The following is a 26,168-nucleotide window of genomic DNA, read 5'->3' on the forward strand; positions in this document are numbered from 1 at the left end:
AACGAGACTTTGCCATAGTCCTGCCTCAATCGCTTCTTCCAGTAGTAAAATTGGTGGAGTTTGAGACCGTGATTTTGGCAATAGGCTTTTTGTGTGAGACCGCTCTGGCGGCATTGGGCGAGGTGATGCTCCCAAAACCGGCGTTTGTCTTTGGGATCGGACAGGTCTTGGCTTGGTGCGGAAAAACGATCTTCTCGGCTCTTCGTCGGATAAATGGCTTCTTGTGACATGGAATCTCCTTTCAAAAGATGGAAATTCTTATGCCACATCCCGATTAACCCGTGAAGATGCGGTTGTTTAGACGGTTACGTTGCTGAAAGCGCTGCCAGCTCAGGAAAAAAATGGTTCCTGCATACATAAAAAAGAGCAGATACAGGCCCGACCCTATCACTCCTGCCAGCCTTAACGGAGGGTATTTGAAGGACGCATAGGTGATTTCAAAACGTTGCTCTCCACCGAATGGCGCTACCATTAAAAGTAAAGGAAGACTTAAAATAAATCCCCAAAACACCATAGGCCATTGGCTGATAAATCCTTCACCAAGAATAGGATATACCCATCCTCCCAATTTAAACAGCAAGCTGCTGAAACATATGCTTATTGCTGTACCGATGAGAGCCAGCAGAACAATGTCCATCCATCGAACAAAAGTTGGCGAGTCGAAATGGACCTTTATCCGGACGAGTAGACCTTTTATCCAGGCTGGCCAAACCTTTATCTGATCGAACACACCTTTTTTCCAGGCGGGCACAATTGACTCCTGACTCAATGAGGTTAAAAATAGCTATGAATTATGTTTTGTTTATCATAAAATTATGTATTTTAAAATGAAAATCATTGTCTATCCAGGGGGGTATATGGTGAAGGCCTTGTTCACAATCATAGCTTTTGTCCTAATGCACAATTCGTTCACGGCATTTTGGGTGGAATAGTTCAACCCAATATCTCTTTATTGACATTGCATGGCCCGACCATTACTATGTTAAAAACATATGATATTTCATTGATTTATGATCAGGAATCTCGAGGAAATGTCATGCGCTATCGCCGCGTGAAAATGGATGGCGGGACCTATTTTTTTACGCTTGTCACATACCAGCGCGCTCCGCTCTTCTCCTCGTTAGAAAACTGCGGCCTATTACGCGAGGCGTTCCGGCAGGTGATGGAAAAGCATCCTTTTTCCATAGACGCTTTTGTCCTTCTTCCGGATCATCTGCACTGTATTTGGACTCTTCCGGGCGGAGACCGGAACTATTCCATGCGCTGGAGGATGATCAAATCCCAATTTACAAGGGAATGTAAAAAACAAAAGGTCTTGTCGCAATCCAACGCCGCCAGGGCTCGGAAGCAGGAGCAAACCGTCTGGCAGCGAAGATTTTGGGAGCACACCATTCGAGACGCCCATGATTATAGGAAGCACGTTGAATACATTCATTTCAATCCGGTAAAGCACGGGCATGCGGAGCGACCGGCGGAATGGAAGTATTCAAGTTTTCATCGTTTTGTGCGTCAAGGGATATACCCAGAGTCTTGGGGAAGGCATCCGAAAGACTATGCCTTTGAAGAAGATATTCTTGAATGAGTGTCAACCGGGTTTGGTTTTGTTGGGTTTCGCAGGGAGGGATTGCCCATAACCGGCGCTTTCATCCGTACAATAATACAGGCGAAACTCACTCTGTTCTATGCTCTACCCAACCTACGTATCGTTATTGCTTCAATCCCAATAACTTTAGCATATATTCAATGTTTTATAAGTAGAGGTGTAGGTTGGGTAGAGCGTTGGAAAGCGCTTCCAAAAGTATGCGCGCGGGAGGTGTCAAAGAAGTCGGTCAAAATTGATTTTCTTTTCGCAAAACCCAACATCAGGAGCCCGCTTATCAAGGAGGGGAAAATAAAATCCGGGGAAGTTTCTCCATTTTAAAACAAGCATGCCGCCGGATTAATATAAAACCGGCGGCATGCCAGACTAATCCGCATTATTGTTCATCCCTCTTCGCCAGGGTCCAGGGCAAATTGAAATAATCATGCCGGACCTGGGCGGATTTGGTTTCGGCCCATTTGTCCACGCCCAGGCGTTTGATCAGGCACAGGTTGAAAACCTTGAAATTGTGGGGCAGCTCCGTGGACATATCCGCGTAGGGATGGAGATAGTCGCACGGAAAATCGTCGCAGTCCCCGCAGAATTCAAGCCCTTTCTCTTTGACGCATTCGTAGGACGCGCATCGGTGGCCCTCTCCGAACGCTTTCCGGTGCACGGGGATCTTTCCGTCGTGGGCCCGGCATCCCATACAAAGCAGGTCATCTATGGTCATGTTGTATTGTTCGGAAATTTTCTTCACTTCCTCCATGGCCGCGTCGTCTTCGTGGGCGAGGAAGTAGATGCAGTTAAAGCAATCCAGTCCGCAGGGGGCTGTCATAAAGGCGTAATCCATGGCGCTTTCTCCTTGGTTGGGGTGAAAGTTGCATACTGCGCCGTTTTTTAGATCAGGAGGGGAGGTGCGGGCATCCCCCAATTGGGGGAGCGGGGCTTTTTTTTAATGCGGCGGCCGATTTTTTTTATCAGCCGCCGTCTGAGTAATTCATTGCTTGAACTTTGCGCAAATCTCTTCCATGCGTTTTTTGTTCACCCCAAAATCCGAGTACCCCGTTCTGGAGGCGGAGCGGAAGTGAATCTGCCTGGCTTCTTCATCCACCAGGATTTCCACGTCGTCCTTGAACTTGAAAATTTTGGAGGAAAACACGGCGTGGATGTATTTGTCCGTTTGGGCGACGATTTCCGTCCTGGGCATGGCGCTTATAATCGCCGCCAGCTTTTCGATGGCCTGGGCGCCATCGCCCGAAAAATCAAGAGGGTCCATATAATGCTTGGCGTCGTCAGGCGCCGCTTTGGTGGAAACGCAATTGGGCGAATTAGGGCACGGATTGATATCAGGGTCTCCGGCCGACGCTCCGCCGGGACCGGCCAGCATGAGCATCCCGGCCAGGGGTATGATCCATGCGTCAAATTTCATGGTGGGCCTCCTTTAAATGCAAGATTAAGTGTGGACGGTCTATTATTAAATAATGGCGCCGAAACGGATTGTGTCAAATTTTTGAAGCCAAATTTCGAACAAAAAAAACGATCGCACGTTCTTTTATCCAAAAGCCGAACCCTAGAGGAATTCATTTTTTTGAATGGAATTTTATTTTCTGAATACTCCGGGAAGCCGCGCCCTTTCAGGGCTTCCGCCTTCTTACAATCTTGCCGCCGTTTTCAACGGGTTGCGCGGACGTGAAACAATGATCGTGAACAATTTCACTAGTCGTTGACAGAAGGGTATAGTCCATATTAAAGGGACGTATGGCAAAAAAGGTTCAAAAGAAAAAAGTCGCCTCTTACACCAAAGGCAAGGCGACCCGGAGCAAGATTATCGCCGCGGCAAGAAGGGTGTTCGCAAGCCGGCCCTACACCTCCGCCAGCATCCGGGCCATTGCCAAAGAGGGGGGATTCAACCATCCGCTGATTCATCATTACTTCCCTTCCAAGGCGGACCTGTTCATGACGGTCTCCAAGGAGCTTTATGATGAATACATGGAGCTTAGCTCCACCTGGATGGAAGGCGTCTGGGACATGGGCATGGACGAGAGCCTCCGGACCTCCGTGGAGCGGATTGTGGAGGACGTGTTCGACCACCCGGACGCTTTGCGCACGGTCATGCAGAACATGGCCCACGGCCTGAAGGTCGCGGACCTTCCCGGCCTGGATTTTTTCCCGGAGTTCTGGGCGGGCATTCAGGAGGTTTTCCGCAACGGGTTGTCGCCCTACGCCTGCCGGCGGGACATCGCCATGTGGATTTTGGGTTTTCATATGGTGATTTTCAACTGCGTGGGAGCGCCTCATTATCATGCCAAGGTCCTGGGCATGTCGCCCAAAAGCCCCGAATACAGGCAATGGGTCAAAGACGCTTTGATGTTCCTTTTTTACCCCTCCCTGAAAAAGCTGGTTTTTTCCCAGCCCGGGGACGAGCAGCCCATGACCTGGCCGCTTAACCCGCCCCGTCAAGGCAGCCGGGCATACGGCTCGTTGCACGCCCAGCCGATTGAAAGCCTGAAAAAGGGAGAGCAGACCCGGATAAAAATCCTGGAGGCCGCCCGCAAGGTGTTCACCGCCCATCCCTACAATACGGCGAGCATCCGCATGATCGGCAAGGAAGGCGGCTTTGACTTCACCCTGATTCACCATTATTTTCCGTCCAAGGCCGAGCTGTTCGAAGCCCTGGCCGCCCAGACCATGGAGGACCTGCTGCCCCAGGCCTATGTGTGGATGGAAGACCTTGCCCCCCTGAAGGTGGAGGACGGGCTGTCCATCTTCGCTGACCGTGCCATGGATTATTGCTTCCGGAATCCCGCAGCCCTCCACGGCCTCATGCAGAATATCGCCCAGCTGGATCAGTTGGAGGAGATTCCCGGCTTTGAACGCTTCGCCCAACTCAACTTGGCCACCCAGGAGGCTTTTCGTGAATCCACCGGCATCCGCCGGGCCACGGACAAGGAAATCCAGATGTTCTCCTTTGGCGTGTATCTGATTTTATACAATTGCCTGGGCGTCTCCCATTTCCCCACCCAGATCATGGGCCAGAACATGGAGGATCAGGAATACAGACAGTGGGTCAAGGATTTCATGATGATCATCCTCCTGCCGGTCCTGGAACGCATGATCAAGCCAAGAGCCCAAAAAGCAAGCTGAAAAAATTCCCAGAAATCAAATGCCTATTCTGCAATAGGAGAATTCGAATTTTTACAGCCTTTTGCTTCTATAGCCTTGCGAACGGCTTCCTTTTCCCCTCTGACGTTTGCTAGTTCAGAGGCCTCAACCCCATCTCCCTCTCCAACCCCCCACCAAAATGCTTGAACTTTGCTACTTTTAATCCGTTGTTCCTGAGCCGTAACCAATTGATTTTCTCGTCTGGCTAAAGAGGCCTCTTCTGCAGCCAGTTCTTCACACGAAAAATCTTTGTAATTAAGTCCAGATGTATAGGAACCGGTAATTTGTGAAGGCGGGGTTGGCATATTGAGGCATCCTATAAGAGAACCCGATAAGGCTATTCCTATAGCAAGGCAACGAATTTTGTTGTTCATACTCTGCCTCCTTGGATTGTGGACCATTAGCATGTGAACACATTTCATATCTGAAAGTGTTTTTTGTTTGATAGTAATTGTATCAGATAACATGAAACTCATGCAATATTGGTTGGTATCCAATCATTATTTTCACAGATTGACCTGACTGACCGCTTCCTCTATCCTTAAATGCGTGTATCTCCACAACTTCATCCAAGGAGCCGGGCATGCCTGACGACTACACTCTCCAAATCAAAGCCAAGGCCGCGCAACTGGGCGCCGATCTGGCCGGAATCGCCGATCTCGCCCCATTCAAGGACGAAAAGACCTATCCGGCCTCATTGCTGGCGCCTTTTACCCGCGCCCTTTCCATGGCCGTCCAGATACCGTCCATGGTTTTCGAAACTATCCACAAAAAGCCCAGCGACTTGTACAATCACGTGTACAAGACGGCCAACATGATGTTGGATCAGATCGCCCTAAAGGCGGCGGGCTCCCTGGAACAGGACGGATACCGGAGCCTGCCCATTCCCGCTTCCCAGATTATTGACGTGAAGGATTATCGCGGCGCCCTGAGCCATAAGGCGATTGCGCGCATGGCGGGCTTGGGGTGGCAGGGAAAGAGCCTGCTTTTGGTGACTCCCAAATTCGGCCCCAGAGTCAGATTGGTAACCGTGCTGACCAACGCCCCCCTGGAACCGGACGGCCCTGTTGCAAACCGATGCGGAAAATGCACCAACTGTAAGGACGCCTGCCCTGCGGGCGCCATCAAAGGGGTGCAAATTAAGGACCGGTATGCAGACCGGAATCAAGCCCTGGATTTTCAAAAATGCGTGGATAAAACCGCCGAGTTCGCCCGCATGGACAACATTGGCGCCAGGATTTGCGGATTCTGCATCAAGGCCTGCCCCTTCGGCCGAAAAAATCCCAAAAACCTGCCCTGGCTGCAGTAGCGGCCGGCGGCCATGCATCATACTGGTTGCATACGCGTCGCAACGGGGATGACGGAGAACGCCGGCGGCCTGTATAGGGTGGCCCAGGCAAGGCTTTTTTTGCCTGGGTTCGAGGAACAAAAGGTGCGCCCGGGAAAGAATGCAGAAAGAGGGTATGGTCGGCGGACGAATGGATTTGGTTGAATCCGTGCTTTTGTCTGGTTGTGGGTAGGGCTTTCGTCCGCAGGGAGCGATGGTTTCTATCACCCCCAAAGGCCGCTCCTGCTGCGCTGGCGCGCCCAGGCAGGATACTGCTCTGCCTGGGCCATCCATTATCGTCGCCGGAGGCGTAGGTCGACATCCCGCAAGGGCGATCCATTTTTCAGGATCGTCCGCAAGCGGAGACCCACGATCCTTTTTGCCTATCCGCTTACAGGACCTTTATTTCCCCTCAAACTTGGGCTCGCGCTTTTCCTTAAAAGCCTTGGGGCCTTCCTGGGCGTCCTTGCTCATGAACACGGGCAGGGCCAGCTCCAATTCCCTCTGCAGGCCTTCGGACAACGGCTTGCCGCGGTTTTCTATGACGGATTTCTTGATGGCTTCCACGGCCAGGGGGCCGTTCTTGCAGATGATACCGGCGTACCGTTCCGCCTCCTCCATCACTTTTTCCCGGGGAACGATCTTGTTGATAAAGCCAAGACGCAAGGCTTCCTCCGCCTCCATCAACTCTCCGGTCAGCAGGATTTCCATGGCCCGGGCGTAAGGCAGCTGCCTGGGCAGGCGGATGCTCGACCCTCCGGCCGGAAAAATGGCCCATTTGACTTCCTGCAGCCCGAACTTGACCCCTTCAGCGGCGATGCGGATGTCCGTGGCGTACAGGGCCTCCATGCCGCCTGCGATGGCGTGGCCGTTGATGGCGGCGATGACCGGCTTGTACAAGGGATATTCCCGCAGGATGGCTTTGTTCACGATCATGGGATCGCTCTGGCAGGCTTTTTCCGCGTCCGTTTCGGCCGGCTTGGCGCCCGTGAACAAGGGGATCAGCTTGCCCAGGTCCGCGCCCGAGCAAAACACCTTGTCCCCGGTCCCGGTCAGAATGGCGCAGCGCATTTCCTTGTCTTCGGCGTAATCCTTCCATGCGTCGATCAATTGCAGGATGGTTTCCGGGTCCATGGCGTTTCGGGCCTCGGGCCGGTTAAAAGTCAGGTACGCGATATTGTTTCTTTTTTCGTAGATCAAACCCATGGAATTCCTCCTTGTTGATTGGATAAAGGCCGTGAAGAGGGGGAGCTAATTTGAATATTAATATAAAATATTCATTTTTGCAAGGGGGAATCCGTCAGAAGGGGGAATCCCGTAACAATCCCAAATCGGTCCAGCCGCGCAGGCGGTAATACTCCGTGAGCATCTCCCGGAAAAAGTCCCGGGAGAGGACCTGGCCGGATTCAAGAGCCCGGGAGAAAAAGGCCTTGGGCAGGGTTTCGTGAATCGCGGGGTCCATGCCTTCCCGGAGGTTGAAGCGGCGGACGATGTTTGCGATGTTTTGGGCGATTTGCTGCAGGTTGGTTTTTTCCGGACTCAGGCCGCAGGTCATGGAGACGATGTCGCCCAGGGCGTCCCAGGGGTAAAGATCCCGGTAGAACCGGCACAGGATCAGGGCGTCAAACAGGGTGAGCCTGTCTTCAAAGTCGACGTACAACTCTACCTTGCCCTCCAATTCATCCGGTCGGGACATGCCGGAGAGCTCGGCCTTGTAAAAGGTGGACCGCAAATGGCAAGCGCCTCTTGGCGAAGTGGCGTAAGCCAACCCCATGCCTTTGAGCACGCGGGGATCGTACCCGGCGGGCTCCAGGCCTTTGACGTGGACGGCCTGGTCCTCCATGCCCCATTCCTTGGCGGCGTGAACGATTCCCTTGGCCAGGAAGTCGCCCGCTCCCTCACGCCGTGCAATTTTCCGCAGAAGGTCGGCCGCGCCCTGGGCGTCGCCGTAGCGGACGGGCAGTTTGGCGCGGCCTTGCTCCACGGCTTCCATGGTGAAGGCGCACAGGTTGCCGCTGGTGATGGTGTCCATGCCAAGGGAGTCGCACAAATGGTTCAAAAATGCGATTTCCTCAATGGAGTCGATGGCGCACAAGCCGCCGAAGGCGTAAATGGTTTCGTATTCCGGGCCTTCTACGGTCAGACCTTTATGGGGGCCGTCCAGCAAGGTTCCGCGCCGGCCGCAGGCCATGAAGCATTTGGCGCAGGCCGCGGGAGTCACCCGGCATTTTTCGTGCAAGGCTTCGGCGGAAATTTTCTCCCAGTTTTCAAAATAACCTTGCTTCCAGTATCGGGTGGGAAAGGCGCCGGCCTTGTTCAAGACCTGCACCATCATGGGCGTGCCTTTGGATTTATAGGCCTGGACCGAGGGGTTTTCCTTGGATTCCGCCGCGTAATCCCTGGAGAAATCCCGAAGCCGGGCCGGGTCCGCCATGGGCCTCTTGGCGCCGCCCCAAAAGACCATGGCCTTGACTTTCTTGGACCCCATGACCGCTCCGGGGCCTGTCCGGCCAGCGCTGCGCCACTTGTCGTTTTCAATGACCGCAAACGAAACCAGGTTTTCTCCGGCCGGGCCGATGGCGAGAGCGCCTTTTTTTCCGGCCTTGCCCGCGGCGATTTCAAGGGCTTTTTCCTCCGTTGAGATGGCGTCCAGGCCCCAGAGGTTCGAAGCATCGTGAAAATGTACGCCGCCCGGCTCGATTTCCAAAACCGTGGGCGCCGCGCACTGGCCTTGCAGAATGACGGCGTCGTATCCGGCGGCGTCCATGGCCTCGGGAGCGCGGCCGCCGGCATAGGATTCGCTGTAAAATCCGGTCTGGGGGCTTTTGGTGAAGACTCCGTACCGGCATCCTCCCCAGATCAGGGAGCCGGTCGCGGGTCCGCATGTGAAAATCAGGTTGTTTTCCGGCCCAAGCGGGTCGCAATGAGGCGGGTTATGCTCGTATAAGAGGTAAGAGCCCAGGCCCTTGCCGCCCAGGCAGGCGGCCAGGACGTCAGGATCGGGCTTTTCAATCCGGAAAGATCGGCTTTTCAGATCGATAAACAGAATTTTTCCGTGAAAACCGAACATGGCTACATCAGCACTTCTCCGGTGCGCTCGGTGTGGTAGCCTCCCAGGGCGTCCACCCGCTTTTTAAACGCATCGGAGCGAATGGTTTCCAGAAGAATGGTGATTTTTTCAGATTCAAAAATGCCTTCGGGAATGATCAAATCGTACTGCTCGGTGATAACCGGCACAAAATCCAGCTCCAGGGCTTTGGCGGCGGCGTAAATGCCCATGCCGGCGTCGGCCACTTGGTTCTGAACGGCGGCGGCCACGGCCATGTGGGTGAACTCGTCGTCTCCGTAGCCGTTAATGCTGGAGGGTTGGACGCCTAATTTGCTCAAGTAGTGGTCCAGAAGCACCCTTGTGCCGGAACCGGCTTGCCGGTTGATAAACCGCACCCCGTCCCGGCCGAGGTCTTCCACGGATTGGATGTTCTTGGGATTGCCTTTGGCCACCATCAGGCCTTGCTCCCGCATGACCAGGTGCACCAGCTTGACCGGAATGCCCGCCAGATAGGTTTTAATGTAGCTGATGTTGTATTCCCCGGTTTCCGTGTCCAACAGGTGGGAGCCTGCTATGTGGCACATGCCTTTTTTCATGGCCATGAGGCCGCCCATGCTTCCCACATGGCTGGAGGACAGGGACAAATACCCGCCCCGGCTGCGCAGGGCGTCGGCCAGGAGATCCAGGGTGTTGTCATGGCTGCCCACGGCCACCAGGGTGTTGTCTATGGTCCGGTTGAACCGGAGAAGTTCGGCCTCCACCGGCTGTCCGGGATGCAGGCCCTCGTTTTCGTTGGGGATGCGGATGATGCCGTCCGCCTCGGTAAAGCTGGTGATGGACCCGGCGCCCCGGGGCAGGGGGGTGGCGGCCACTCTGTCGCCCACGCGGCCCAGCTTCACCCGAACCATTTCCTCCAGGCCCAGCTTGGACGGAATCTTCCGGGTGGGCTCCACCATGATTTTTTTGCGTAAAGGTTCAGGCTGGCCGAGCATATGGCACAGCATGGGGCGGATGAACTCGTCGAACACCACAATGGCGGAAACCGGATACCCAGGCACTCCGACCACGGGCACGTTGTTGACGTCGCCCAGAACCACGGGCTTGCCCGGCATGATGGTCACGCCGTGAACCAGCACGTCGCCCAGGTTGTCCACAATATTGGCCGTATGGTCTTCGGACCCGGCCGAGGAACCCGCCAGCACCAGGACCATGTCGTAATCCTCGGTGGCGCCCCGCTCCACGGCCTGTCGAATGACGAAAAAGTCGTCGTCCAGGCTGGTGTTTCTAACCCACTTTCCTCCGGCCTGCTCGATCAGCTTGCCGATCACCCAGGAGTTGGTTTCCAGAACCCGGCCGGGCTGCAACTCTTCGGGATAGATTTTGCGCCAGTCAACCAACTCCGTGCCCGTGGGAATAACCAGCACCTTGGGCTGCTTTTTGACCTTGACTTCAAACACCCCGCCCGTGAGCAAAGCGCCCAGACAGGTGGGCGTCACCAGATGATTGGTGGGAAAAAGCATTTCCGTGGCTACAATATCCTCACCCACCTTGCGGACGTAATTCCAGGGAACGGCCGCCGCTTCGATGCGCACCGTGTCATCGTCGATAACCTGGACCTGCTCGATCATGATGACCGCATTGGTCTGGGGCGGAAGCTGATGGCCCGTGTTCACGTAAAAGGCCTGCTCCCCGACCTTGAGATCCATGGGATTGGTCTCGCTGGCGCCGAATGTGTCCTGGGCCAGAACCGCTATGCCGTCCATGGCCGCCAAATGCGCGTTGGGCGTGGAAATGCGGGCGAAGGCCGGCTCCGCCAAAACTCTCCCCACGGCGTCTACGGAGGAGATCGTCTCATGCGCCAGTTCGACTTTTTCTGCAAAATGGCTTAACCAGATGTTGCGAGCTTCTTCACGGGTTTTCATGTTCAGGTAAACATGGCGTTTGTTCATGAGCGCCTCCGGCCTTTGGGGCCAAAAAAATGATAGTGATTAAAAAGCCTTAATCTTATTTGTCGAACAGGTCCACGCGAACCATGGATCCCGGGTCCAGCCCTTCTTCGTTCAAATCCACCTGGATGAATCCGTCGGCCTCCACCATAGTGCGGATGACTCCGGATTTTCCGAAGATGGGCTCGGCGGTCAGTTCGCCGTCCTTCTCAACCAGGCGAACCCGCACATAATCGGTCCTGCCTTGCACGGACGGCACGTTCCGGGCGAGTTTGGCCAGAACGGACCTAACTCCGTCCTCGCCTTCATATCCGGCGATATGATGAATGAAAGGACGCACCATGGCGTGAAAAACCACCATGGCCGAGGTCACGTGCCCCGGCAGGCCCCAAACCTGTTTGTCTCCGACTTTCGCCAGAATAGTGGGTTTGCCCGGGCTGATGGACACCCCGTGCACCAGAATATCCGACTTTTCAAAACCTTCGATCACTTCGATGGTATGATCCCTGGCGCCCACGCTGCTGCCGCCCGAAACCAGCAGCATATCGCACTCGTTCAGGGCCTTTTCGCAGGCCTGACGCAAGGCCTGGGGGTCGTCCCCCACAATGCCGTAAGACCGGTATTCGGCCCCGGCCTGATGGCACAAGCCCCCCAGGGCGTAAGTGTTCATGTCGCGAATTTGCCCCGGCCCGGGCTCTTGATCCGCGGAAACCACCTCGTCTCCCGTGGAGACGATTCCCACCACAGGCTTTTTGTATACGGACAGGATCGGCTCCCCGACGGAGGCCGCAACAGCCAGGTCCTGGGGTCTCAAACGAACGCCTTTTTTCAGGACGACTTCGTCCTTTTTCACATCGTCGCCCACGTCCAGCACATTGCCCAGGGGGGCCACGCTTTTGTATACCTCGATGGTTTTGTCATCCAGAATTTCCGTGTGCTCCACCATAACCACGGAGTCCGTCCCTGCAGGGAGCATCCCTCCCGTGGGCATGAGAGCCGCCTGGCCCGGGCCCACGGAAAATTCCGGGGTCGTTCCCATTTCCACCCGGCCCGCCACTTCCAGCATGGCGGGAATGCCTTCCGAAGCCCCGAATGTGGAGGAGGCGGCCACCGCGTATCCGTCCATGGTGGAACGGGCGAAAGCCGGGACGTTATCCTTGCTGACAATGTCTTCGGCCAGAATTCTGCCGCAGGCTTGAAAGACTTCCACCTCTTCCGTCCCGGCCGGGGGGAAACTCCCCGCCATGTCCAGGACCTTCCGGATGGAAATTACCTGAAAAAACTCTTTCATAAGTGATTTGGGTCATCCTGTCTTAAGCGGATTAGCCGGGCATTAAACTCCAATGGCCGGAAATTCGCCTATTTTTTGTAATACCTTCGGGCCTCGGGCAAGATCTGTTTTATCTTGGCGATACGCGTGGCGTCCGAAGGGTGCGTGCTTAAAAACTCCAGGTTGTTGCTGTTTTTGCTGGAAGCGGACATGCGCTGCCAAAAGCCCACGGCCTGCGCGGGATCGTATCCGGCCATGGCCATGAAAATCAAGCCAAGGCGGTCCGCTTCGGACTCGTGCAGCCGGGAGTAGGGCAGGATCACGCCCACCTGGGATCCCAAGCCGTAGGCCTGCAGCCACAAAGCCCGGGTTTGAGCGGGTCTGTCATGCAGGGCAAGGTCCAGGGCCATGCCGCCCATCTGGGCCATGAGGGACTGGCTCATGCGCTCGGCGCCGTGATTCGCCACAACATGGGCGATTTCATGCCCCATGACCACGGCCAGCCCGGTTTCATTCTGCGCCACATCCAGGATGCCCTCATAAACCACCACCTTGCCGCCGGGCATGGCCCAGGCGTTCACCTGATCATCGGCGATGAGATTGAATTCCCACTGGAACCCGTTCAGCTGGCTGCTCATGTTCGCCGCCGCAAAATATCTTTCCACGGCCCTTTGGATCCGATAGCCGACCCTTTGGACCATTTCGGTTTTTTGCCTGTCCGTGCTGACTTTGTGTTCTTTCAAAAACGCATCGTACTGGGAATAGCTCATGGACTGCATTTGAGCCGGCGACACAAGGGAAAGCTGGGACCTGCCCGTAATGGGAACCGTGGAGCAGGCGGCCAAGGCCAAACTAAGGCAAAGGAGCAGGAAGTAGATCACCGATTTTTTCAGAGCTGGCATGAAATTTCTCCTTATTTTGCATTGATGCACAAATTATGCAAAAATCATATCACTGTAACCCGTTAGCATCAAATAATTTTAGGGGTGCAATTGACAAGCCGGAGCTGATCTGCAATTGAGAATTCTTGTCACAATTTAAGCCTTATGTCCACACATAGCAAACACGGAGTCCGACCATGAGAAATTTCGACTATCACAATCCCACCAAAGTGGTTTTCGGCAAAGGAACCATCAGCCGCTTGAAAAACCTGGTTCCGCCCCGGGGAAAGATCATGCTGGTCACCGGCGGAGAATCCATCCGCAAAAACGGGGTGCACGATCAGGTGATGGACGCGTTGAAAAAACGCGAGGTGGTGGAATTTTCGGGAATCTCCCCCAATCCGGAGTACGACGTCCTGATGCAAGCCGTGGACATGGTTAAAAAGGAAGAGCCTTCCTTTTTGCTGGCAGTGGGCGGAGGCTCCATCATGGACGGAACCAAGTTCATCGCCGCGGCCAGCAAATACACCGCCGGCGATCCCTGGGAGATTTGCTCCAAGCTGGCCAAGGTGACGGACGCACTGCCGCTGGGCGTGGTCGTGACCCTGCCCGCCACCGGCTCCGAAACCAATAATATCGGCGTGGTTTCCCGCAAGACCGAAGAAAAAAAGATCGTGTTTCACGCGGACAAGCTCTTTCCCAAATTTGCGGTCATGGACCCGGAGGTCACTTTTTCCCTGCCGGACAAGCAGGTGCGCAACGGCGTGGTGGACGCTTTCATCCACGTTTTGGAGCAATACCTCACCTATCCGGTCCAGGCCCCGCTCCAGGACAGGCAGGCCGAGGCCGTGCTCCTGACTCTTCTGGAAGTAGGCCCCAAAACCCTGGCCCAAAAGCAGGATTACAACGCCCGCGCCGGTTTTATGTGGTGCGCCAACCAAGCGTTGAACGGGCTCTTGAAGTGCGGCGTGCCCACGGATTTCGCCACGCATCGGATCGGGCACGAGTTGACCGTGCATTACGGCCTGGCCCATGGAGAGGCCATTGCGGTGGTCTTGTGCTGGCTTTTGCGGCATCAAAGGCAGAACAAGCAGGAAAAGCTCCTCCAATACGCCCGGAGAATATGGATGATAGAGGATAAGGACGAGGAATTGGCCGTAAACCGGGCTATTGCAGAAACCGAATGCTTTTTCAACGAAATGGGCATGCCCACCCGACTAACGGATTATGACATCGACCCCGCCGAGGCTGCGGAAACGGTCCGCAAAGGCCTGGAAAGGGATCAGGCGAAGCTGGGGGAGCGCGGGTTGATCGGTCCCGTTGAAGCTGCGGACATCGTGCGGGCCAGTGTTTGACTTTCATATTGATTTTGTTCAAAATTTCGCCGCCGACCGAAAAGGGTGGCTTTGTTCCGTCTGGTGATGGTATTCTAATAGGGAAATTAATCTAAAATCAGGAGGGAGATCCATTATGAATTGTATACGGGTTCTTGCGGCTTTGTTGCTGATTGGCGCGGCGGCCGGCTGTTCCGGGAACGATGATGAAAAAACGCCTCCTCCCGCCCCGGCGAAAGAGGTGAAAGCAGCACAGGACATGAAAACAGGCGCCATGAACAAGGCGAACTCCATTTCAAAAAGTTTTGGAGAGCACCAGCAAGCGCAAAAAGACAATATGGATATAATTCTTGAAGATTAGCCGGGTTCCGGAAGGCTTCGATCTTTTGCAAAATCGGTTCAATGCCTTCGTTTCTCATAAATATAAGGAGTTTTCAGGCTGTTAAGCCGAACTAAGCATGATAATAGTAAACGACCGAGTAAGCCTTAACGAAGAGGAGATTGACTACGAGTTCGTCAGGTCTTCAGGCCCCGGCGGACAAAACGTGAACAAGGTCAGCACCGCCGTCCAGTTGCGGTTTGACGTCGCCAACAGCCCGTCCCTTCCCGAGGACGTCAGGGCCAGGTTGGAAAAGATTGCATATAACAGGATTTCGGCGTCAGGCGTCTTGTTGATTGACTCCCGGGGAACCAGGAGCCAGCTGAAAAACAAGGAAGAAGCCCTGGAAAGGCTGGTCCGGCTCATTGATCTGGCCTGCCGCAAACCCAAGGTCCGGAAGAAAACCAGGCCGACCCTGGCCTCCAGGCAGCGCCGGCTGGACTCGAAAAAGAAGAGGTCCCGCAAAAAGCAGTTCCGGGGAAAGGTATCTTCCTGGGATTGATCCTTAATATTAACAGGAGTGTGTTGGAATGAAACGTTACATCATTATTCTGGTTCTCGCCGCATTGGCGGGCCTGGCCGCCTGTTCCGATCAGAAGTCCGCCGAGCAGGCCCCCCCGGCGCCCTTGGCGATTGACTTTGTTCACAATTATAAACAAGGGATGGCCATGGCCAAGGAACAGGGCAAGCCCATCATGCTTGTGTTCGAGGCGGATTGGTGCGGCGCATGCCAGGAGTTGAAAAAAAACGTGTTCGCGGACAAAAGCGTGGGCGAGGCATCCAAAAGGCTCGTCAATATTTCCGTTAACGTGGACAAGGACAAGGAAAGCCCCGGCGAGTATAAGGTGCGCTACATCCCCGCCGTTTTTTTTCTTAACCCGTCAGGCTCCAGCGCCATGCCCTATCAGGGGCCCCAGACTCCCGAGCATTTCATCAAAATGATGAACGCCTTCGGAGACCGCTTTTCCTCCTGACGGATTTTTATCCCATAACCCCTTTCCAACCTTCATGATTTCGCCAAGGGCTTTCCCCCAAACCGGGAAAGCCCTTTTTCATTCTCCAGGCTTGCAAGGTTTATTTCTACAAAACTTAAAAACGCGCTGGTTCCCCCAAGCTCTTTTCCGCCGCCGCTCTTTATTCGTGACAAATAAATGATAATGATTATTTTTACCTTGTACGACGGAGCAACATATAAGAAAACTCAGGCAGCCAAACAAAAAAAAGGAGCGGCCCATGAATACTTTAATGACCATCATATTAGCAGGGGCGATGCTCCTGGCGTTCGGCCCCGGCCCTACAGCGGCTAAGGGGCGCCTCCAAAAGGCCGCTTTCGCCGGGGGATGCTTTTGGTGCATGGAGAAGCCTTTCGAGCAAATAGAGGGCGTGGAAGCCGTCATCTCCGGCTACACCGGCGGAGACGTGACAAACCCCACGTATGAACAGGTGTCATCCGGAGTCACCGGGCATCTGGAGTCCGTGGAGATCCTTTTCGACCCGGACAAGGTGAGCTACGAGCAGTTGCTGGAGGTGTTCTGGCGGCAGGTCAACCCTACGGACGGAGGGGGCCAGTTTGTGGATCGGGGCCAACAATACGGCACGGCTATATTCTACCATTCGGAAGAACAGCGCCTTGCCGCGGAAAGATCCAGGAAAGCCCTGGATGAGTCCGGCCGCTACGACAAGCCTGTGATCACCCCAATCCGGGAGGCGGGCGTGTTTTACCCGGCCGAGGATTACCATCAGGACTATTTTAAAAAGAACCCCTTTCGCTACAAGATTTACCGTTCCAACTCAGGCCGGGACAAGTACCTGGAAAAGGTTTGGGATAAGGATGCAGCTCCCCCTGAAAACAAAACCTCCGGCAAGTATTCCAAACCCGGAGACGGCGTTTTGAAAAAGCGCCTGACTCCCCTGCAATACAAGGTCACCCAAAAGGAAGGCACCGAGCCGCCCTTTAAAAATGAATACTGGGACAACAAAAAGCCGGGAATTTACGTGGACATAGTATCCGGCGAGCCTTTGTTCAGCTCCGCGGAAAAATACGATTCGGGAACGGGCTGGCCCAGCTATTACAAGCCCCTGGAGCCGGATAATATTGTGGAGGTGGAAGACAAAAGCCTGTTCATGACCCGCACGGAGGTGCGGTCCAAACACGGGGACTCCCATTTGGGCCACGTGTTCGATGACGGCCCTCCGCCCACCGGACTGCGTTATTGCATCAACTCGGCGGCTTTGCGCTTCATCCCCGTCACGGACCTGAAAAAAGAGGGGTACGGAGAATACCTCAAGCATTTCGGAATTTCGGAGGAATAGAACTTCCTCGTTTTTTCAGCTCCTTACGCCTCCTTTTGACGCCCGGCTCCCCTAAGGGGCCGGGCGGAACCAAAAGGACCCGCAGCAGCCTCTGGGACAATTTGTCTCAACATTTCCGCCATATCTCCGCCTTTTTGAAGGGAAAAGCAATCTTGCTACTTGTTTTTCCCTTTTCTTTTGGATAAAATCCTGAAAAACTAAATGGAAGATCATGAGCCGCCGGTGAACGCCTGATAAATCGCAGGGAAAAAATCGGGAAGCATGGCGGCCAAAACATTATTTCCACCGTTTTTCAGGTCATTCGGCTCTAAGGCTGATTGGCGCCAGGAGGTAGGCAGTGAAAAATCTGAAGGGACAGTTGGTACTGATCACCGGAGCGGGAAGAGGAATCGGCCGGAAAATGGCCCACAGTTTCGCCAGGGAGGGCAGCCGCCTGGCCCTGTTGGCCACCACCAGGGAGGGGATAGAAAGAACCGCGGCCGAGGCCAGGGAGATGGGCGCCGAGGCCAAGGCCTACACCGTGGACGTGGCGGATCGGGATCAGGTTTACGAATTGGCGGAAACCGTGAAAAAGGAAATGGGAAAAGTGGACGTCCTGGTGAATAACGCGGGGGTCGTCTCGGGCAAGCCCTTCCTGGATTGCGAAGACGAGCAGTTGGAAAGAACCTTGTCCGTGAATGTCCTGGGGCATTTCTGGACCGTCAAAGCCTTTCTGCCCGACATGATAGAAGCCGACCACGGACACATCGTCACCATGTCCTCCTCGGCGGGCTGGATCGGCGTGAACTCCCTGGTGGATTACAGCGCCTCCAAGTTCGCCAACGTGGGCTTTGACGAGGCCATTCGCCTGGAATTGCGTAAAAACGGCGTCAAGGGCGTGGGAACCACCTGCGTATGCCCCTTTTTCACGGATACCGGCATGTTTGACGGCGTAAAAACCCGGTACAGCTTCCTGCTGCCCATCCTCAAGGAGGACGAGGTGGCCCAACGGGTCGTAACAGCCGTGAAAAAAGGCAAGACCATGCTTAAAATGCCTCCTTTCACCCATACCATTCCTCTTTTGCGCGTTCTCCCCACCGCCGTGATCGATTTTCTGGCGGTTCATCTGGGAGTCACCAGCTCCATGGACGAGTTTCGAGGCCGGGTCCATTAAGGTCCGGCGGACTAGAATACAAAAAGCCCGTTTCGCAAGAAAAAGCGAAACGGGCTTTTTGTCTTTATAGGCCGGCGCCATGTCCGGCATTTCCCAGCGTTTCTGTCGGAAAACCTGGAGCCTCCCGCCCGTCACTCCTGAACATTTCTATCAGGAATCCAGCATCGTAATTTTTTCTTTTTTTAACCACGGAACACACGGAAAACACGGATGGAATATTTCCGCAATATCCGTGCTTTCCATGCTTTGATGACTTCCAGCCCTGCGGATCAAATATAGCCGTCAATGAATAATGAGCAATGTAGCTCCAGGGCTTGCCCTGCTTTTTTAGGCGTCCCAGGCAGCGTTGTTAGCTGTTTATTCGGGGGTGGTTATGGGATGTCTGGGTCGTCCTGCAGTTCATAAACAAATGGCGCTTGATGCCCAATAAAGAAATTTTTTGCAGAAAATCGCCCAATAACAGCTTTAGGTACTGATTAAATTTTACGCTATTTCAGGTAGATAATGAGTTATTGAGTTAATGAGAGACGTCCCCAAAAACACGGAAAACAGGGAATGGAATATTTCCGCGCCTTCCGTGCTTTCCGTGATTTGATGTCTTTCATCCCTATGGATCAAATTTAGCCGTCCATGAATAATAAACAATGTAGCTCCAGGGCTTGCCCTGCTTTTTTAGGCGTCCCAGGCAGCGTTGTTAGCTGTTTATTCGGGGGGTGGTTATGGGATGTCTGGGTCGTCCTGCAGTTCATAAACAAATAGCGCTTGATGCCCAATAAAGAAATTTTTTGCAGAAAATCGCCCAATAACAGCTTTGGGTACTGATTAAATTTTACGCTATTTCAGGTAGATAATGAGTTATTGAGTTAATGAGAGATGTCCCCAAAAACACGGAAAACAGGGAATGGAATATTTCCGCGCCTTCCGTGCTTTCCGTGATTTGATGTCTTTCATCCCTATGGATCAAATTTAGCCGTCCATGAATAATAAACAATGTAGCTCCAGGGCTTGCCCTGCTTTTTTAGGCGTCCCAGGCAGCGTTGTTAGCTGTTTATTCGGGGGGTGGTTATGGGATGTCTGGGTCGTCCTGCAGTTCATAAACAAATAGCGCTTGATGCCCAATAAAGAAATTTTTTGCAGAAAATCGCCCAATAACAGCTTTGGGTAATGATTAAATTTTACGCTATTTCAGGTAGATAATGAGTTATTGAGTTAATGAGAGATGTCCCCTGAAATCAGAGACGTCCCCTAAAATCGTCCGTCCCCTGAAATCGTCCCCTGAAATGCGCCCGTCATTCCCGAATGTCTCTGCCGGGAATCCAGCGTCTCAATTTCTTTTAACCACGGAACCCACGGAATGGAATGTCATTCCAATTTTTTCAAATTTTATTCAAACTTAGCCTTCCACTCTGCGCGTTTTTCCTTGGACCATTGGGTGCAATAGGCCGGCTTGAAGCTCATGACAAGCTGCATGCAGGTGTCTCCGCAGGAGGGGCTGCATGGGATGATTTCGTCCTCCCTGTCTTCCCGGACCTTTTTCAGCCAGTCGGGATCCGCCCACAAGGGCCTGGCAAGGCCTATGAGGTCGGCCTTGCCTTCCAGCAAAATGCGTTCCGCGGCTGCGCCTTCCTGGATGCGGCCCGCCGCGATCACCGGGATCTCCACTTCCTTTTTCACGGCTGCGGCCAGATCCACCATAAAGCAGGGCTGGATGGATTTGATCAGCACATCGGGAACCATGAAGGATTCCCAGGAGCCTCCCGAAACCGACAGATAAGCTGCGCCCGCCTTTTCCAAAGCCCGGGCGTAGGGCAGGGAGTCCACCAGCTCCAGGCCTTCGGGCAGCCATTCGTGCGCCATAAAGCGAAAGCCCACGGGCATGTCGTCCACGGCGTCCTTGACCTTTTTCAGAACCTCCAGGCCGAAGCGCATGCGGTTATCCAGGGAGCCGCCGTATTCGTCGGTTCTCCGGTTGACCCAGGGGGATATGAACTGAGAAAGCAGATAGCCCGTGGCGCCGTGAAGCTCTACCACGTCGAATCCCGCTTTTTTCGCCCTGAGGGCCGCTTCGGCGAACTTGTCGCCCACGCGGGCGATGTCGTCCTTGTCCATTTCCTTGTAAATGCGGCCCAGGCCGAAGGTGTCTATATTGGTGGGCGACAAGGGATTGGTCGCCGCTGCAAACCGGCCCGCATGATTAAGCTGGATGGCGGCGACGGCGCCTTGGGATTTGATGGCCTCGGCCAGCTTTTCCAGGCCGTCCAGAAAGCAGTCGTCATCGGCCCGGAGGGTTCTGGCGCCTCCTCCGGCCATGGGGTGGTCTATGGAGGTGCTTTCCACCACGATCATAGCGGCCCCGCTTTGGGCCATGAGGGAGTAGTGGTCCAGGACCATCTGGGAAACCTCGCCGGTTTCCTTGGCGTATCCCACGTACATGGGGGGCATGACAACGCGGTTGTCCAGCTCCAGGCTTCCTATTTTTAATCCGGAGAACAAACGGGAGTGCATGGCTGCTCCTTTCGTTTTGTAGGCGTGATTTATCAGGTCCATGATAGCACGGGAATCGATTCGCCAACAAGTTTAAGCTCAATTGACCGCCGGGAATAAAATTTTTTCTTGTACACAAAAATGCATGATGTATAGTTTGAAAAAAATCACCCAACTGCATGCAGGAGGAGTCCGTGAAAGAAATAGTCCGGTTTGTCAGCTTATGCCTTATGTCAGCGGTTCTGGCGGCCTTGTGGGGCTGCGCAACGGTCCAGCAAACGGAATCCAACGCCGGGGCCCGGCTTGAAGAGCCCCAGGAGCAGGTCCAGGCGCCGGCGCCCAAGCCGGCTGAGCAAGCCCAAAAGCAGGCGGTCCAGCCCACGAAAAAGGCGGCTGCGTCCGCCGGCGCAGCCGATGCCAAGAAGCAAAAGACCCTGGCGGCGATCCGGTCCATGTCAACATTGGGCGATATGGCCATACAGCACCTGACCGAAATGAGCACCATGCGCGATCGGGACGTGCGGCTGGCGGCCATTGACGCTCTGGGCGGCATTGACAGCCCTTGCGCCCTGGACCCCATCATCACCGCCCTGTCCGACGACGAACGCATGGTCCGGGAAAAGGCCGTCACCTTCCTGATTTATCGCGGCCCGGAGTTGACCCGCGTCCACGTGGACAGGCTGACCAATATTATGCGCAACGCCCACAAATGCTGGCCCGACCCGGCCATGGAGGGCGGAACCATTTACGCCTCCCACTTTGCGGGCAAGGTTTTGTCCAAGGCCGAATCACCGTTCATCAGCCCGGAACTGGCCCGGGAAGGCTACGAGGCCATGGTGCATTATTAACCGGAACGGCCGCTATTTTTGGCTCGACTCCCACTTGTACAGTTTTTGGGCCTCGAACCAGGCAATGAACGGATACAAAAAGGGCAGGTATCCGTTGGCTATCCGTATGCTGTTGAACAAGGTCGATGGAAAAATCGAGTCCTTGTCTTTTTGAATGCCCCGGATGATGGCTGCTGAAACCTTTTCCGGCTCCTGGCTCGGCCAGGGCACGGGCGTGCCCGACCCCGCCTCCTTGAAAAAGCTGGTCCTGGTGGCAATGGGGAATACCAGCTGGAGCTTTTGATCCTTTGCAAGCTCAAACCGGTAGGCCGTTGCAAAGCCCCGGATAGCGGCCTTGGTGGAGGAGTACAAGGAATAGCCGGGCAGCGACAAAAAGCTCATGGCGCTGGCCGTCACCACCACCCTGAATGGGCGGTTCTTGTTGATTTCCTTCATCTTTTCCGCCGCGTAAAAGCTGGAAAACACATTGGTCTGGTATATTTTTTCTATGTGCTTCCAGTCGGGGTTGTTGATCCGTTCATAATAGGCGAAGCCGGCATTGGCTATGTAAATGTCAATGTCGCCCCATTGCGCGAGGGCGAAGTCAAACAGCTCGTCCATTTTTTTCGGATCGGAAATATCGCACGGAAATTTTACGACGTTGGGGTGGTCGAAATCCACGTTTTCGATGGTTCTCGCCACGGCTATGATTTTGCAGTCAAAGCGGGTGAGACGTTGAAGAAGATCCAGGCCAATGCCCGAGGAAGCCCCGGTCAAAATGATTTTTTTCCCATTGATGTCCACAGCGCACCTCTTCCTTTTTCTTTAATCCCGGACCGGCGGCGCCGGCCCCATGCACCCGGGCGAACCTGGCCCGGCGCAATGGAAATTACGTTGTGGGGGGTAAAGAATTGTCTGTTCAAACCCGAAAAAAACAAGGGATGGTTGAAGGCGGGCGCTGGCGCGGCTCCCCCAAGGCGGGGTTTTCGCCGGCGATCCTTCAGCGTTTAATGAAAAACTTACGAGCTATACCCCCTCCATACCTTGCAGTTTTTAGGATTCTATGATCTAACCCCCCAATCGGCGAAAAATCAAGGAAAAAGGAAGAAAAAATGGACGGGTTGCAGGATTTTACAGCCAGGGTTGAGGCCTTTAAGCAGCATATTCTGCCTGCCAGGTCTGTTCTTATTGCGGTGCATGACTATCCTGATCCGGATTGTCTGGCCTCCGGGTTCGGCCTGGGAAATCTCCTGACTTATTGGGGGGTTGACCGATGGGAAATCACCCATGGCGGCTTTGTAGGCAGGGCCGAAAACCGGATGATGATGCAGCTGCTGGACATCAAGACCACCCCCTTCGCCCTGATCGACCTGCAAGGCTTTGACAAGATCATTATGGTGGACTCCCTTCCGGGCGGGGGAAACATGTCGCTTCCGGAGGACGTCAAGGTCCACGCCGTGTTCGACCACCACGGCGAGGCGGATTTTTTGCCCGAATCCTGCTTCAAGGAAGTGCACACCCGGATAGGCGCCACCTCCACCCTGATCGCCCACTATCTCTTCGCCGCCAAATGCCCCCTTTCCCTTAAATTGGCCACCGCCCTGTTTTACGGCATTAAAACCGACACCCAGGACATGGCCATGGACGTCCTGCCCGAAGACCTGGTGGCCTACCGCAGGCTCTTTGAACTCATAGAGCACCGCTTATTGGCCCAGATCGAGCATCCTCCCAGGAACATCGACTTCTTCAAAACGCTTTACCGGGCTTCTGCGTCTTTTTCCGAAAGCGCCAAAGTGGGCCTGGTCTATCTGGGCAGGGTAAACACCCCGGACCACGTGGCGGAAATGGCGGACCTGTTTCACAGCCTGGAGGAATCGGAGTATACCGTTAGCTGCGCGTTTTACGAGGACGGCCTGTTTTTTTCCATCAGGTGCAAAAAAAACCGCAATGCGGGAACTCTGGCCAAAAAGATTGCAGGCGCTTTCGGTTGCAGCGGCGGCGGGCACGAAAGAGCAGGCGCGGGCCGCATTTCCGTGCCCAAGGAGCAGGAGGAGGAAAGGCTCGAGGCTTTTCGCAAGGTGGTGAGAAAAAACCTGGGCATTGAGGGTTCGCAGATAGTCCCTTTGGTGGATCGTAAATTGTAGGTGACGCGGTTATTCGGCCATAAGGCTTCTTATGGCTTGGGACAGGACATCCAGGTTGCGCAAGGGCTTGTAAAAAACATGCTCCGGCTTCATGCCTATGTCGATCAGGATGTTTTGGGGGTAATAATCGTCGGAGCCCGTGTAAATGATAAACTTCAAATGGCTTTGAATTTTCTTCGCCTCCAGCACCACCGTGTCCCCGTCTATCCCGGGCAAACGCATATCCACGATGGCCACGTCAAAATGTTCTTTGGCGGCAAGGTCCAACGCCTGCTCCCCGCTTTCGGCGGAAACCGGCTCAAAACCCTCGTCCTCCAAAAAATTGACAAGGCTGTTTCTTACTGGTTCATCATCGTCGACAACCAGCACCTTGATATCTATGGTCATCGTACATCCTTTCCGAAGAGAGTGGCTTGACAGGGCGGATCAAAAAAATTGCCGAAGCCGATTTTCGAATACATGCGGAAGCGCTGTTTCATTACATGTCCACGCTTGTAATCAGACTACGGCGCCGTTAGGGCTTTTGTCAACAAATCGGCGGCGCAGGGGCTCTCAAGAGGAAACTGGCGGCGCCGCCTTGCACGGGCCTGTAAGCGCGCCTTCGGACAGACCATGGATGGAGCCGCTTAAAAGCGTTAAAGAATAATGAAGATCGTTCCATCTCCGGTGTAATGCTTGTACTAAGGACGCCGATAAGGTACATTACAGCCATGATAAAAACCGAATACGATCACATAGCGCCTTATGTCACAAAGGACCAAACTTTGATCCGCGAACTGCTGCATCCGGCCGTTCACGGGGGGGGAAGGACCAGTCTGGCTGAGGCCGTTCTGGCGCCGGGGCTGGTAAGCGAGCTCCACCTGCATGAGGCGGTGGAAGAGATATATCATGTCACCCAGGGAAGCGGAGTCATGACCCTGGGCGCCGAAAAGCTGGAAGTTCGCAGGGGAAGCACGGCGCTCATTCCGCCCGGAACCCCTCATCAAGTGGAAAATACGGGAGACGGGGACATGCGCATTCTTTGCATATGCTCGCCGCCTTACTCCCATGAAGATACAAAATTGCTGTAGCGCTTTCCATGAAAGAGTTATCAGGAGGCGCGCCCCGCATGCCGGCTGTTTGAGGAACCTATGCAACAAATCAAGTCTGTTTTAGTCGTCTTTCTTCTGTCCATAACCTGGATTTTCCCGGCCGCATCGCAGGCGGCCAGCATGCCTAACGGCGCTGACGCCTCCTATAAATGGAAATTCGCCACCCTCGCCCCCAGAGGCGTAGGATGGGCGCGCCAAGTGGAGGAGATCCTTTTTCCCGTTATCCTGAAGGAATGCGAAGGCGAACTGTTCGTCAAAGTATACTGGGGCGGGGTGCTGGGGGAGGACGCGGACGTGGTCGCCATGATCAAGAGCGGGCGATTGTCCGGGGGAGGCTTCGCCGGTCAGGGCGCAACCCTGCTGTGCAAGGAGTTCGGCCTGTTTGAACTGCCGTTTTTGTTTAACGACTACGCCGAGGTGGATTTCATCAAGGAAAAAATGCAGCCCGTCCTGGATGAGGCTGCGGCCCGCAACGGGCTGAAGCTGTTTTTATGGAACGATCAGGATTTTGATCAGATATACTCCACCCGGCATCCCATTGCTTCTCTCGAAGATACGAGAAAGGCCTCCTTCATAGCCTGGTACGGCCCCATGGAAGAGATTCTTTTGCACCGGCTCGGCGCCAAAGCCGTCAGCGTGGAGGTCTCGCGGGCTGCATCCGTTTTGCGGCAAGGCGAGGCCGACGCAGGCATCGCTCCCGCCATATGGGTGGCCGGAACCCAACTTTACTCCATCCTCCGCTACGTCAACCCCATTAAAATCCGTTACTCTCCCGCCCCCATCGCCGCTTCCATGGAGGCCTGGAACGCCTTGCCCCAAAAGTACCAAAATCGCCTTTTAAGCCGTCAGATGGAATTGCAGGATAAATTCTGTCAAGGCGTGCGGGAGGACAATGAAAAAAGCATCCAAGCCATGCTGCAATACGGCCTTAAGGAAGTCCGGGCGACTCCCGGGAATCTGGAAAGCATGCGGCGGCAAGCCCTGCCCGTGTGGAAGGAAATGACCGGCGTCATGTTCTCCCAGGAGCTGTTGGATGAGGTCCAGGCTCACCTGGAGGCCTATCGGACCCCCACTCCTTAAGCAGCCCGCCCCGCGTCCGGGAGTCTTTCCGGTTCTTGGATGTTTTGTCATCTTTATACCCTTAAAAGCTGTTGGGTTAAGTGGTTTTTTATGGTTTTTTGTGAACTGTGTTAAAAACCTTGATTTAATCTATTTCACAGCCTATT

General features: G+C 54.4%; 26 protein-coding genes. 13 read left to right on the plus strand and 13 right to left on the minus strand.

The genetic code is table 11. The annotated features are described in order from the left end of the window. Together tnpA and BUE18_RS19245 are read right to left on the minus strand one after the other, a co-directional pair. A partial coding sequence (gene tnpA, locus BUE18_RS19240) for an IS66 family insertion sequence element accessory protein TnpA (RefSeq protein WP_425290529.1) occupies window positions 1-230 on the minus strand: 230 nt, incomplete at its 3' end. 44 nt (window positions 231-274) lie between these two features. Next, window positions 275-751, minus strand: a complete 477-nt coding sequence (locus BUE18_RS19245; protein WP_073477813.1) for a hypothetical protein — start codon at window positions 749-751, stop codon at window positions 275-277. Window positions 752-1,036: 285 nt separating this feature from the next. On the opposite strand from BUE18_RS19245, the gene BUE18_RS19250 reads away from it, so the two are divergent. Further along, window positions 1,037-1,582, plus strand: a complete 546-nt coding sequence (locus BUE18_RS19250) for an REP-associated tyrosine transposase (protein WP_073477814.1) — start codon at window positions 1,037-1,039, stop codon at window positions 1,580-1,582. A gap of 394 nt (window positions 1,583-1,976) precedes the next feature. On the opposite strand, the gene BUE18_RS19260 is transcribed toward BUE18_RS19250, so the two are convergent. Together BUE18_RS19260 and BUE18_RS19265 are read right to left on the minus strand one after the other, a co-directional pair. Further along, window positions 1,977-2,432 carry a DUF3795 domain-containing protein gene (locus tag BUE18_RS19260; protein WP_073477816.1) on the minus strand — a complete coding sequence of 152 codons (456 nt, stop codon included), beginning with the start codon at window positions 2,430-2,432 and terminating at the stop codon, window positions 1,977-1,979. Between the two features lie 147 nt (window positions 2,433-2,579). After that, window positions 2,580-3,011, minus strand: coding sequence for a DUF1499 domain-containing protein (locus BUE18_RS19265; protein WP_083611155.1), 432 nt, complete (start codon window positions 3,009-3,011; stop codon window positions 2,580-2,582). Window positions 3,012-3,340: 329 nt separating this feature from the next. On the opposite strand from BUE18_RS19265, the gene BUE18_RS19270 reads away from it, so the two are divergent. Beyond that, window positions 3,341-4,726 carry a TetR/AcrR family transcriptional regulator gene (locus BUE18_RS19270; protein WP_073477817.1) on the plus strand — a complete coding sequence of 462 codons (1,386 nt, stop codon included), beginning with the start codon at window positions 3,341-3,343 and terminating at the stop codon, window positions 4,724-4,726. A 23-nt stretch (window positions 4,727-4,749) separates the two neighbouring features. Here BUE18_RS19270 and BUE18_RS19275 read toward each other — a convergent pair whose 3' ends face one another. Further along, a complete protein-coding gene (locus tag BUE18_RS19275) occupies window positions 4,750-5,118 on the minus strand; it encodes a hypothetical protein (RefSeq protein WP_073477818.1) in 369 nt (122 codons plus the stop codon). 209 nt (window positions 5,119-5,327) lie between these two features. Between BUE18_RS19275 and BUE18_RS19280 the strand changes: the two genes are divergently transcribed. Then, entirely contained in the window at window positions 5,328-6,053 is a 726-nt protein-coding gene (locus BUE18_RS19280; protein ID WP_073477819.1) for a 4Fe-4S double cluster binding domain-containing protein, read from the plus strand. Between the two features lie 420 nt (window positions 6,054-6,473). Here BUE18_RS19280 and BUE18_RS19285 read toward each other — a convergent pair whose 3' ends face one another. The 5 genes from BUE18_RS19285 to BUE18_RS19305 form a co-directional block, all read right to left on the minus strand. Beyond that, window positions 6,474-7,277 carry an enoyl-CoA hydratase-related protein gene (locus BUE18_RS19285; RefSeq protein WP_015949410.1) on the minus strand — a complete coding sequence of 268 codons (804 nt, stop codon included), beginning with the start codon at window positions 7,275-7,277 and terminating at the stop codon, window positions 6,474-6,476. 94 nt (window positions 7,278-7,371) lie between these two features. Further along, window positions 7,372-9,141, minus strand: coding sequence for an aldehyde ferredoxin oxidoreductase family protein (locus tag BUE18_RS19290; RefSeq protein WP_073477820.1), 1,770 nt, complete (start codon window positions 9,139-9,141; stop codon window positions 7,372-7,374). Between the two features lie 2 nt (window positions 9,142-9,143). Then, window positions 9,144-11,069 carry a molybdopterin biosynthesis protein gene (locus tag BUE18_RS19295; protein ID WP_073477821.1) on the minus strand — a complete coding sequence of 642 codons (1,926 nt, stop codon included), beginning with the start codon at window positions 11,067-11,069 and terminating at the stop codon, window positions 9,144-9,146. Window positions 11,070-11,124: 55 nt separating this feature from the next. Beyond that, window positions 11,125-12,357: a molybdopterin molybdotransferase MoeA gene (locus BUE18_RS19300; RefSeq protein ID WP_073477822.1), complete on the minus strand. Its 1,233-nt coding sequence runs from the start codon at window positions 12,355-12,357 to the stop codon at window positions 11,125-11,127. Window positions 12,358-12,425: 68 nt separating this feature from the next. Continuing rightward, window positions 12,426-13,238 (minus strand): M48 family metallopeptidase, encoded by an 813-nt coding sequence (locus BUE18_RS19305; RefSeq protein ID WP_073477823.1) that lies wholly within the window; start codon window positions 13,236-13,238, stop codon window positions 12,426-12,428. 176 nt (window positions 13,239-13,414) lie between these two features. Here BUE18_RS19305 and BUE18_RS19310 point away from each other — a divergent pair, with 176 nt between their 5' ends. From BUE18_RS19310 to BUE18_RS19335, 6 genes are all read left to right on the plus strand, one after another. Beyond that, on the plus strand, window positions 13,415-14,572 hold the full coding sequence (locus tag BUE18_RS19310; RefSeq protein WP_073477824.1) for an iron-containing alcohol dehydrogenase: 1,158 nt from the start codon (window positions 13,415-13,417) through the stop codon (window positions 14,570-14,572). A 115-nt stretch (window positions 14,573-14,687) separates the two neighbouring features. After that, a complete protein-coding gene (locus BUE18_RS19315; RefSeq protein WP_073477825.1) occupies window positions 14,688-14,912 on the plus strand; it encodes a hypothetical protein in 225 nt (74 codons plus the stop codon). A 97-nt stretch (window positions 14,913-15,009) separates the two neighbouring features. Next, window positions 15,010-15,432: an alternative ribosome rescue aminoacyl-tRNA hydrolase ArfB gene (arfB, locus tag BUE18_RS19320; RefSeq protein WP_073477826.1), complete on the plus strand. Its 423-nt coding sequence runs from the start codon at window positions 15,010-15,012 to the stop codon at window positions 15,430-15,432. Window positions 15,433-15,460: 28 nt separating this feature from the next. Further along, complete coding sequence (locus tag BUE18_RS19325) at window positions 15,461-15,904, plus strand: thioredoxin family protein (protein ID WP_073477827.1); 444 nt, start codon at window positions 15,461-15,463, stop codon at window positions 15,902-15,904. 259 nt (window positions 15,905-16,163) lie between these two features. Then, a complete protein-coding gene (gene msrB, locus BUE18_RS19330; RefSeq protein WP_083611156.1) occupies window positions 16,164-17,243 on the plus strand; it encodes a peptide-methionine (R)-S-oxide reductase MsrB in 1,080 nt (359 codons plus the stop codon). A 337-nt stretch (window positions 17,244-17,580) separates the two neighbouring features. Then, window positions 17,581-18,396, plus strand: coding sequence for an SDR family oxidoreductase (locus BUE18_RS19335; RefSeq protein ID WP_073477828.1), 816 nt, complete (start codon window positions 17,581-17,583; stop codon window positions 18,394-18,396). 1,383 nt (window positions 18,397-19,779) lie between these two features. Here the strand turns inward: BUE18_RS19335 and BUE18_RS19340 are convergent. Then, window positions 19,780-20,901, minus strand: a complete 1,122-nt coding sequence (locus tag BUE18_RS19340) for an oxidoreductase (protein ID WP_073477873.1) — start codon at window positions 20,899-20,901, stop codon at window positions 19,780-19,782. 173 nt (window positions 20,902-21,074) lie between these two features. Here BUE18_RS19340 and BUE18_RS19345 point away from each other — a divergent pair, with 173 nt between their 5' ends. Further along, window positions 21,075-21,728 (plus strand): HEAT repeat domain-containing protein, encoded by a 654-nt coding sequence (locus tag BUE18_RS19345; protein WP_073477829.1) that lies wholly within the window; start codon window positions 21,075-21,077, stop codon window positions 21,726-21,728. A 12-nt stretch (window positions 21,729-21,740) separates the two neighbouring features. Here BUE18_RS19345 and BUE18_RS19350 read toward each other — a convergent pair whose 3' ends face one another. Further along, window positions 21,741-22,511 carry an SDR family NAD(P)-dependent oxidoreductase gene (locus tag BUE18_RS19350; RefSeq protein ID WP_073477830.1) on the minus strand — a complete coding sequence of 257 codons (771 nt, stop codon included), beginning with the start codon at window positions 22,509-22,511 and terminating at the stop codon, window positions 21,741-21,743. A gap of 308 nt (window positions 22,512-22,819) precedes the next feature. On the opposite strand from BUE18_RS19350, the gene BUE18_RS19355 reads away from it, so the two are divergent. Beyond that, the gene (locus BUE18_RS19355; RefSeq protein WP_073477831.1) at window positions 22,820-23,851 is read left to right on the plus strand and encodes a DHH family phosphoesterase; all 1,032 of its coding nucleotides are present in this window, start codon (window positions 22,820-22,822) and stop codon (window positions 23,849-23,851) included. A gap of 9 nt (window positions 23,852-23,860) precedes the next feature. Here the strand turns inward: BUE18_RS19355 and BUE18_RS19360 are convergent, their stop codons facing one another. Next, a complete protein-coding gene (locus tag BUE18_RS19360; RefSeq protein ID WP_083611158.1) occupies window positions 23,861-24,238 on the minus strand; it encodes a response regulator in 378 nt (125 codons plus the stop codon). Window positions 24,239-24,561: 323 nt separating this feature from the next. On the opposite strand from BUE18_RS19360, the gene BUE18_RS19365 reads away from it, so the two are divergent. Both BUE18_RS19365 and BUE18_RS19370 read left to right on the plus strand, forming a co-directional pair. After that, entirely contained in the window at window positions 24,562-24,921 is a 360-nt protein-coding gene (locus BUE18_RS19365; RefSeq protein WP_073477832.1) for a cupin domain-containing protein, read from the plus strand. A gap of 141 nt (window positions 24,922-25,062) precedes the next feature. Continuing rightward, entirely contained in the window at window positions 25,063-26,022 is a 960-nt protein-coding gene (locus BUE18_RS19370; RefSeq protein WP_244549346.1) for a TRAP transporter substrate-binding protein, read from the plus strand. The last annotated feature ends 146 nt before the right edge of the window (window positions 26,023-26,168 follow it).

The sequence above is a fragment of the Desulfatibacillum alkenivorans DSM 16219 genome, from assembly GCF_900142135.1.
GTDB lineage: Bacteria > Desulfobacterota > Desulfobacteria > Desulfobacterales > Desulfatibacillaceae > Desulfatibacillum > Desulfatibacillum alkenivorans.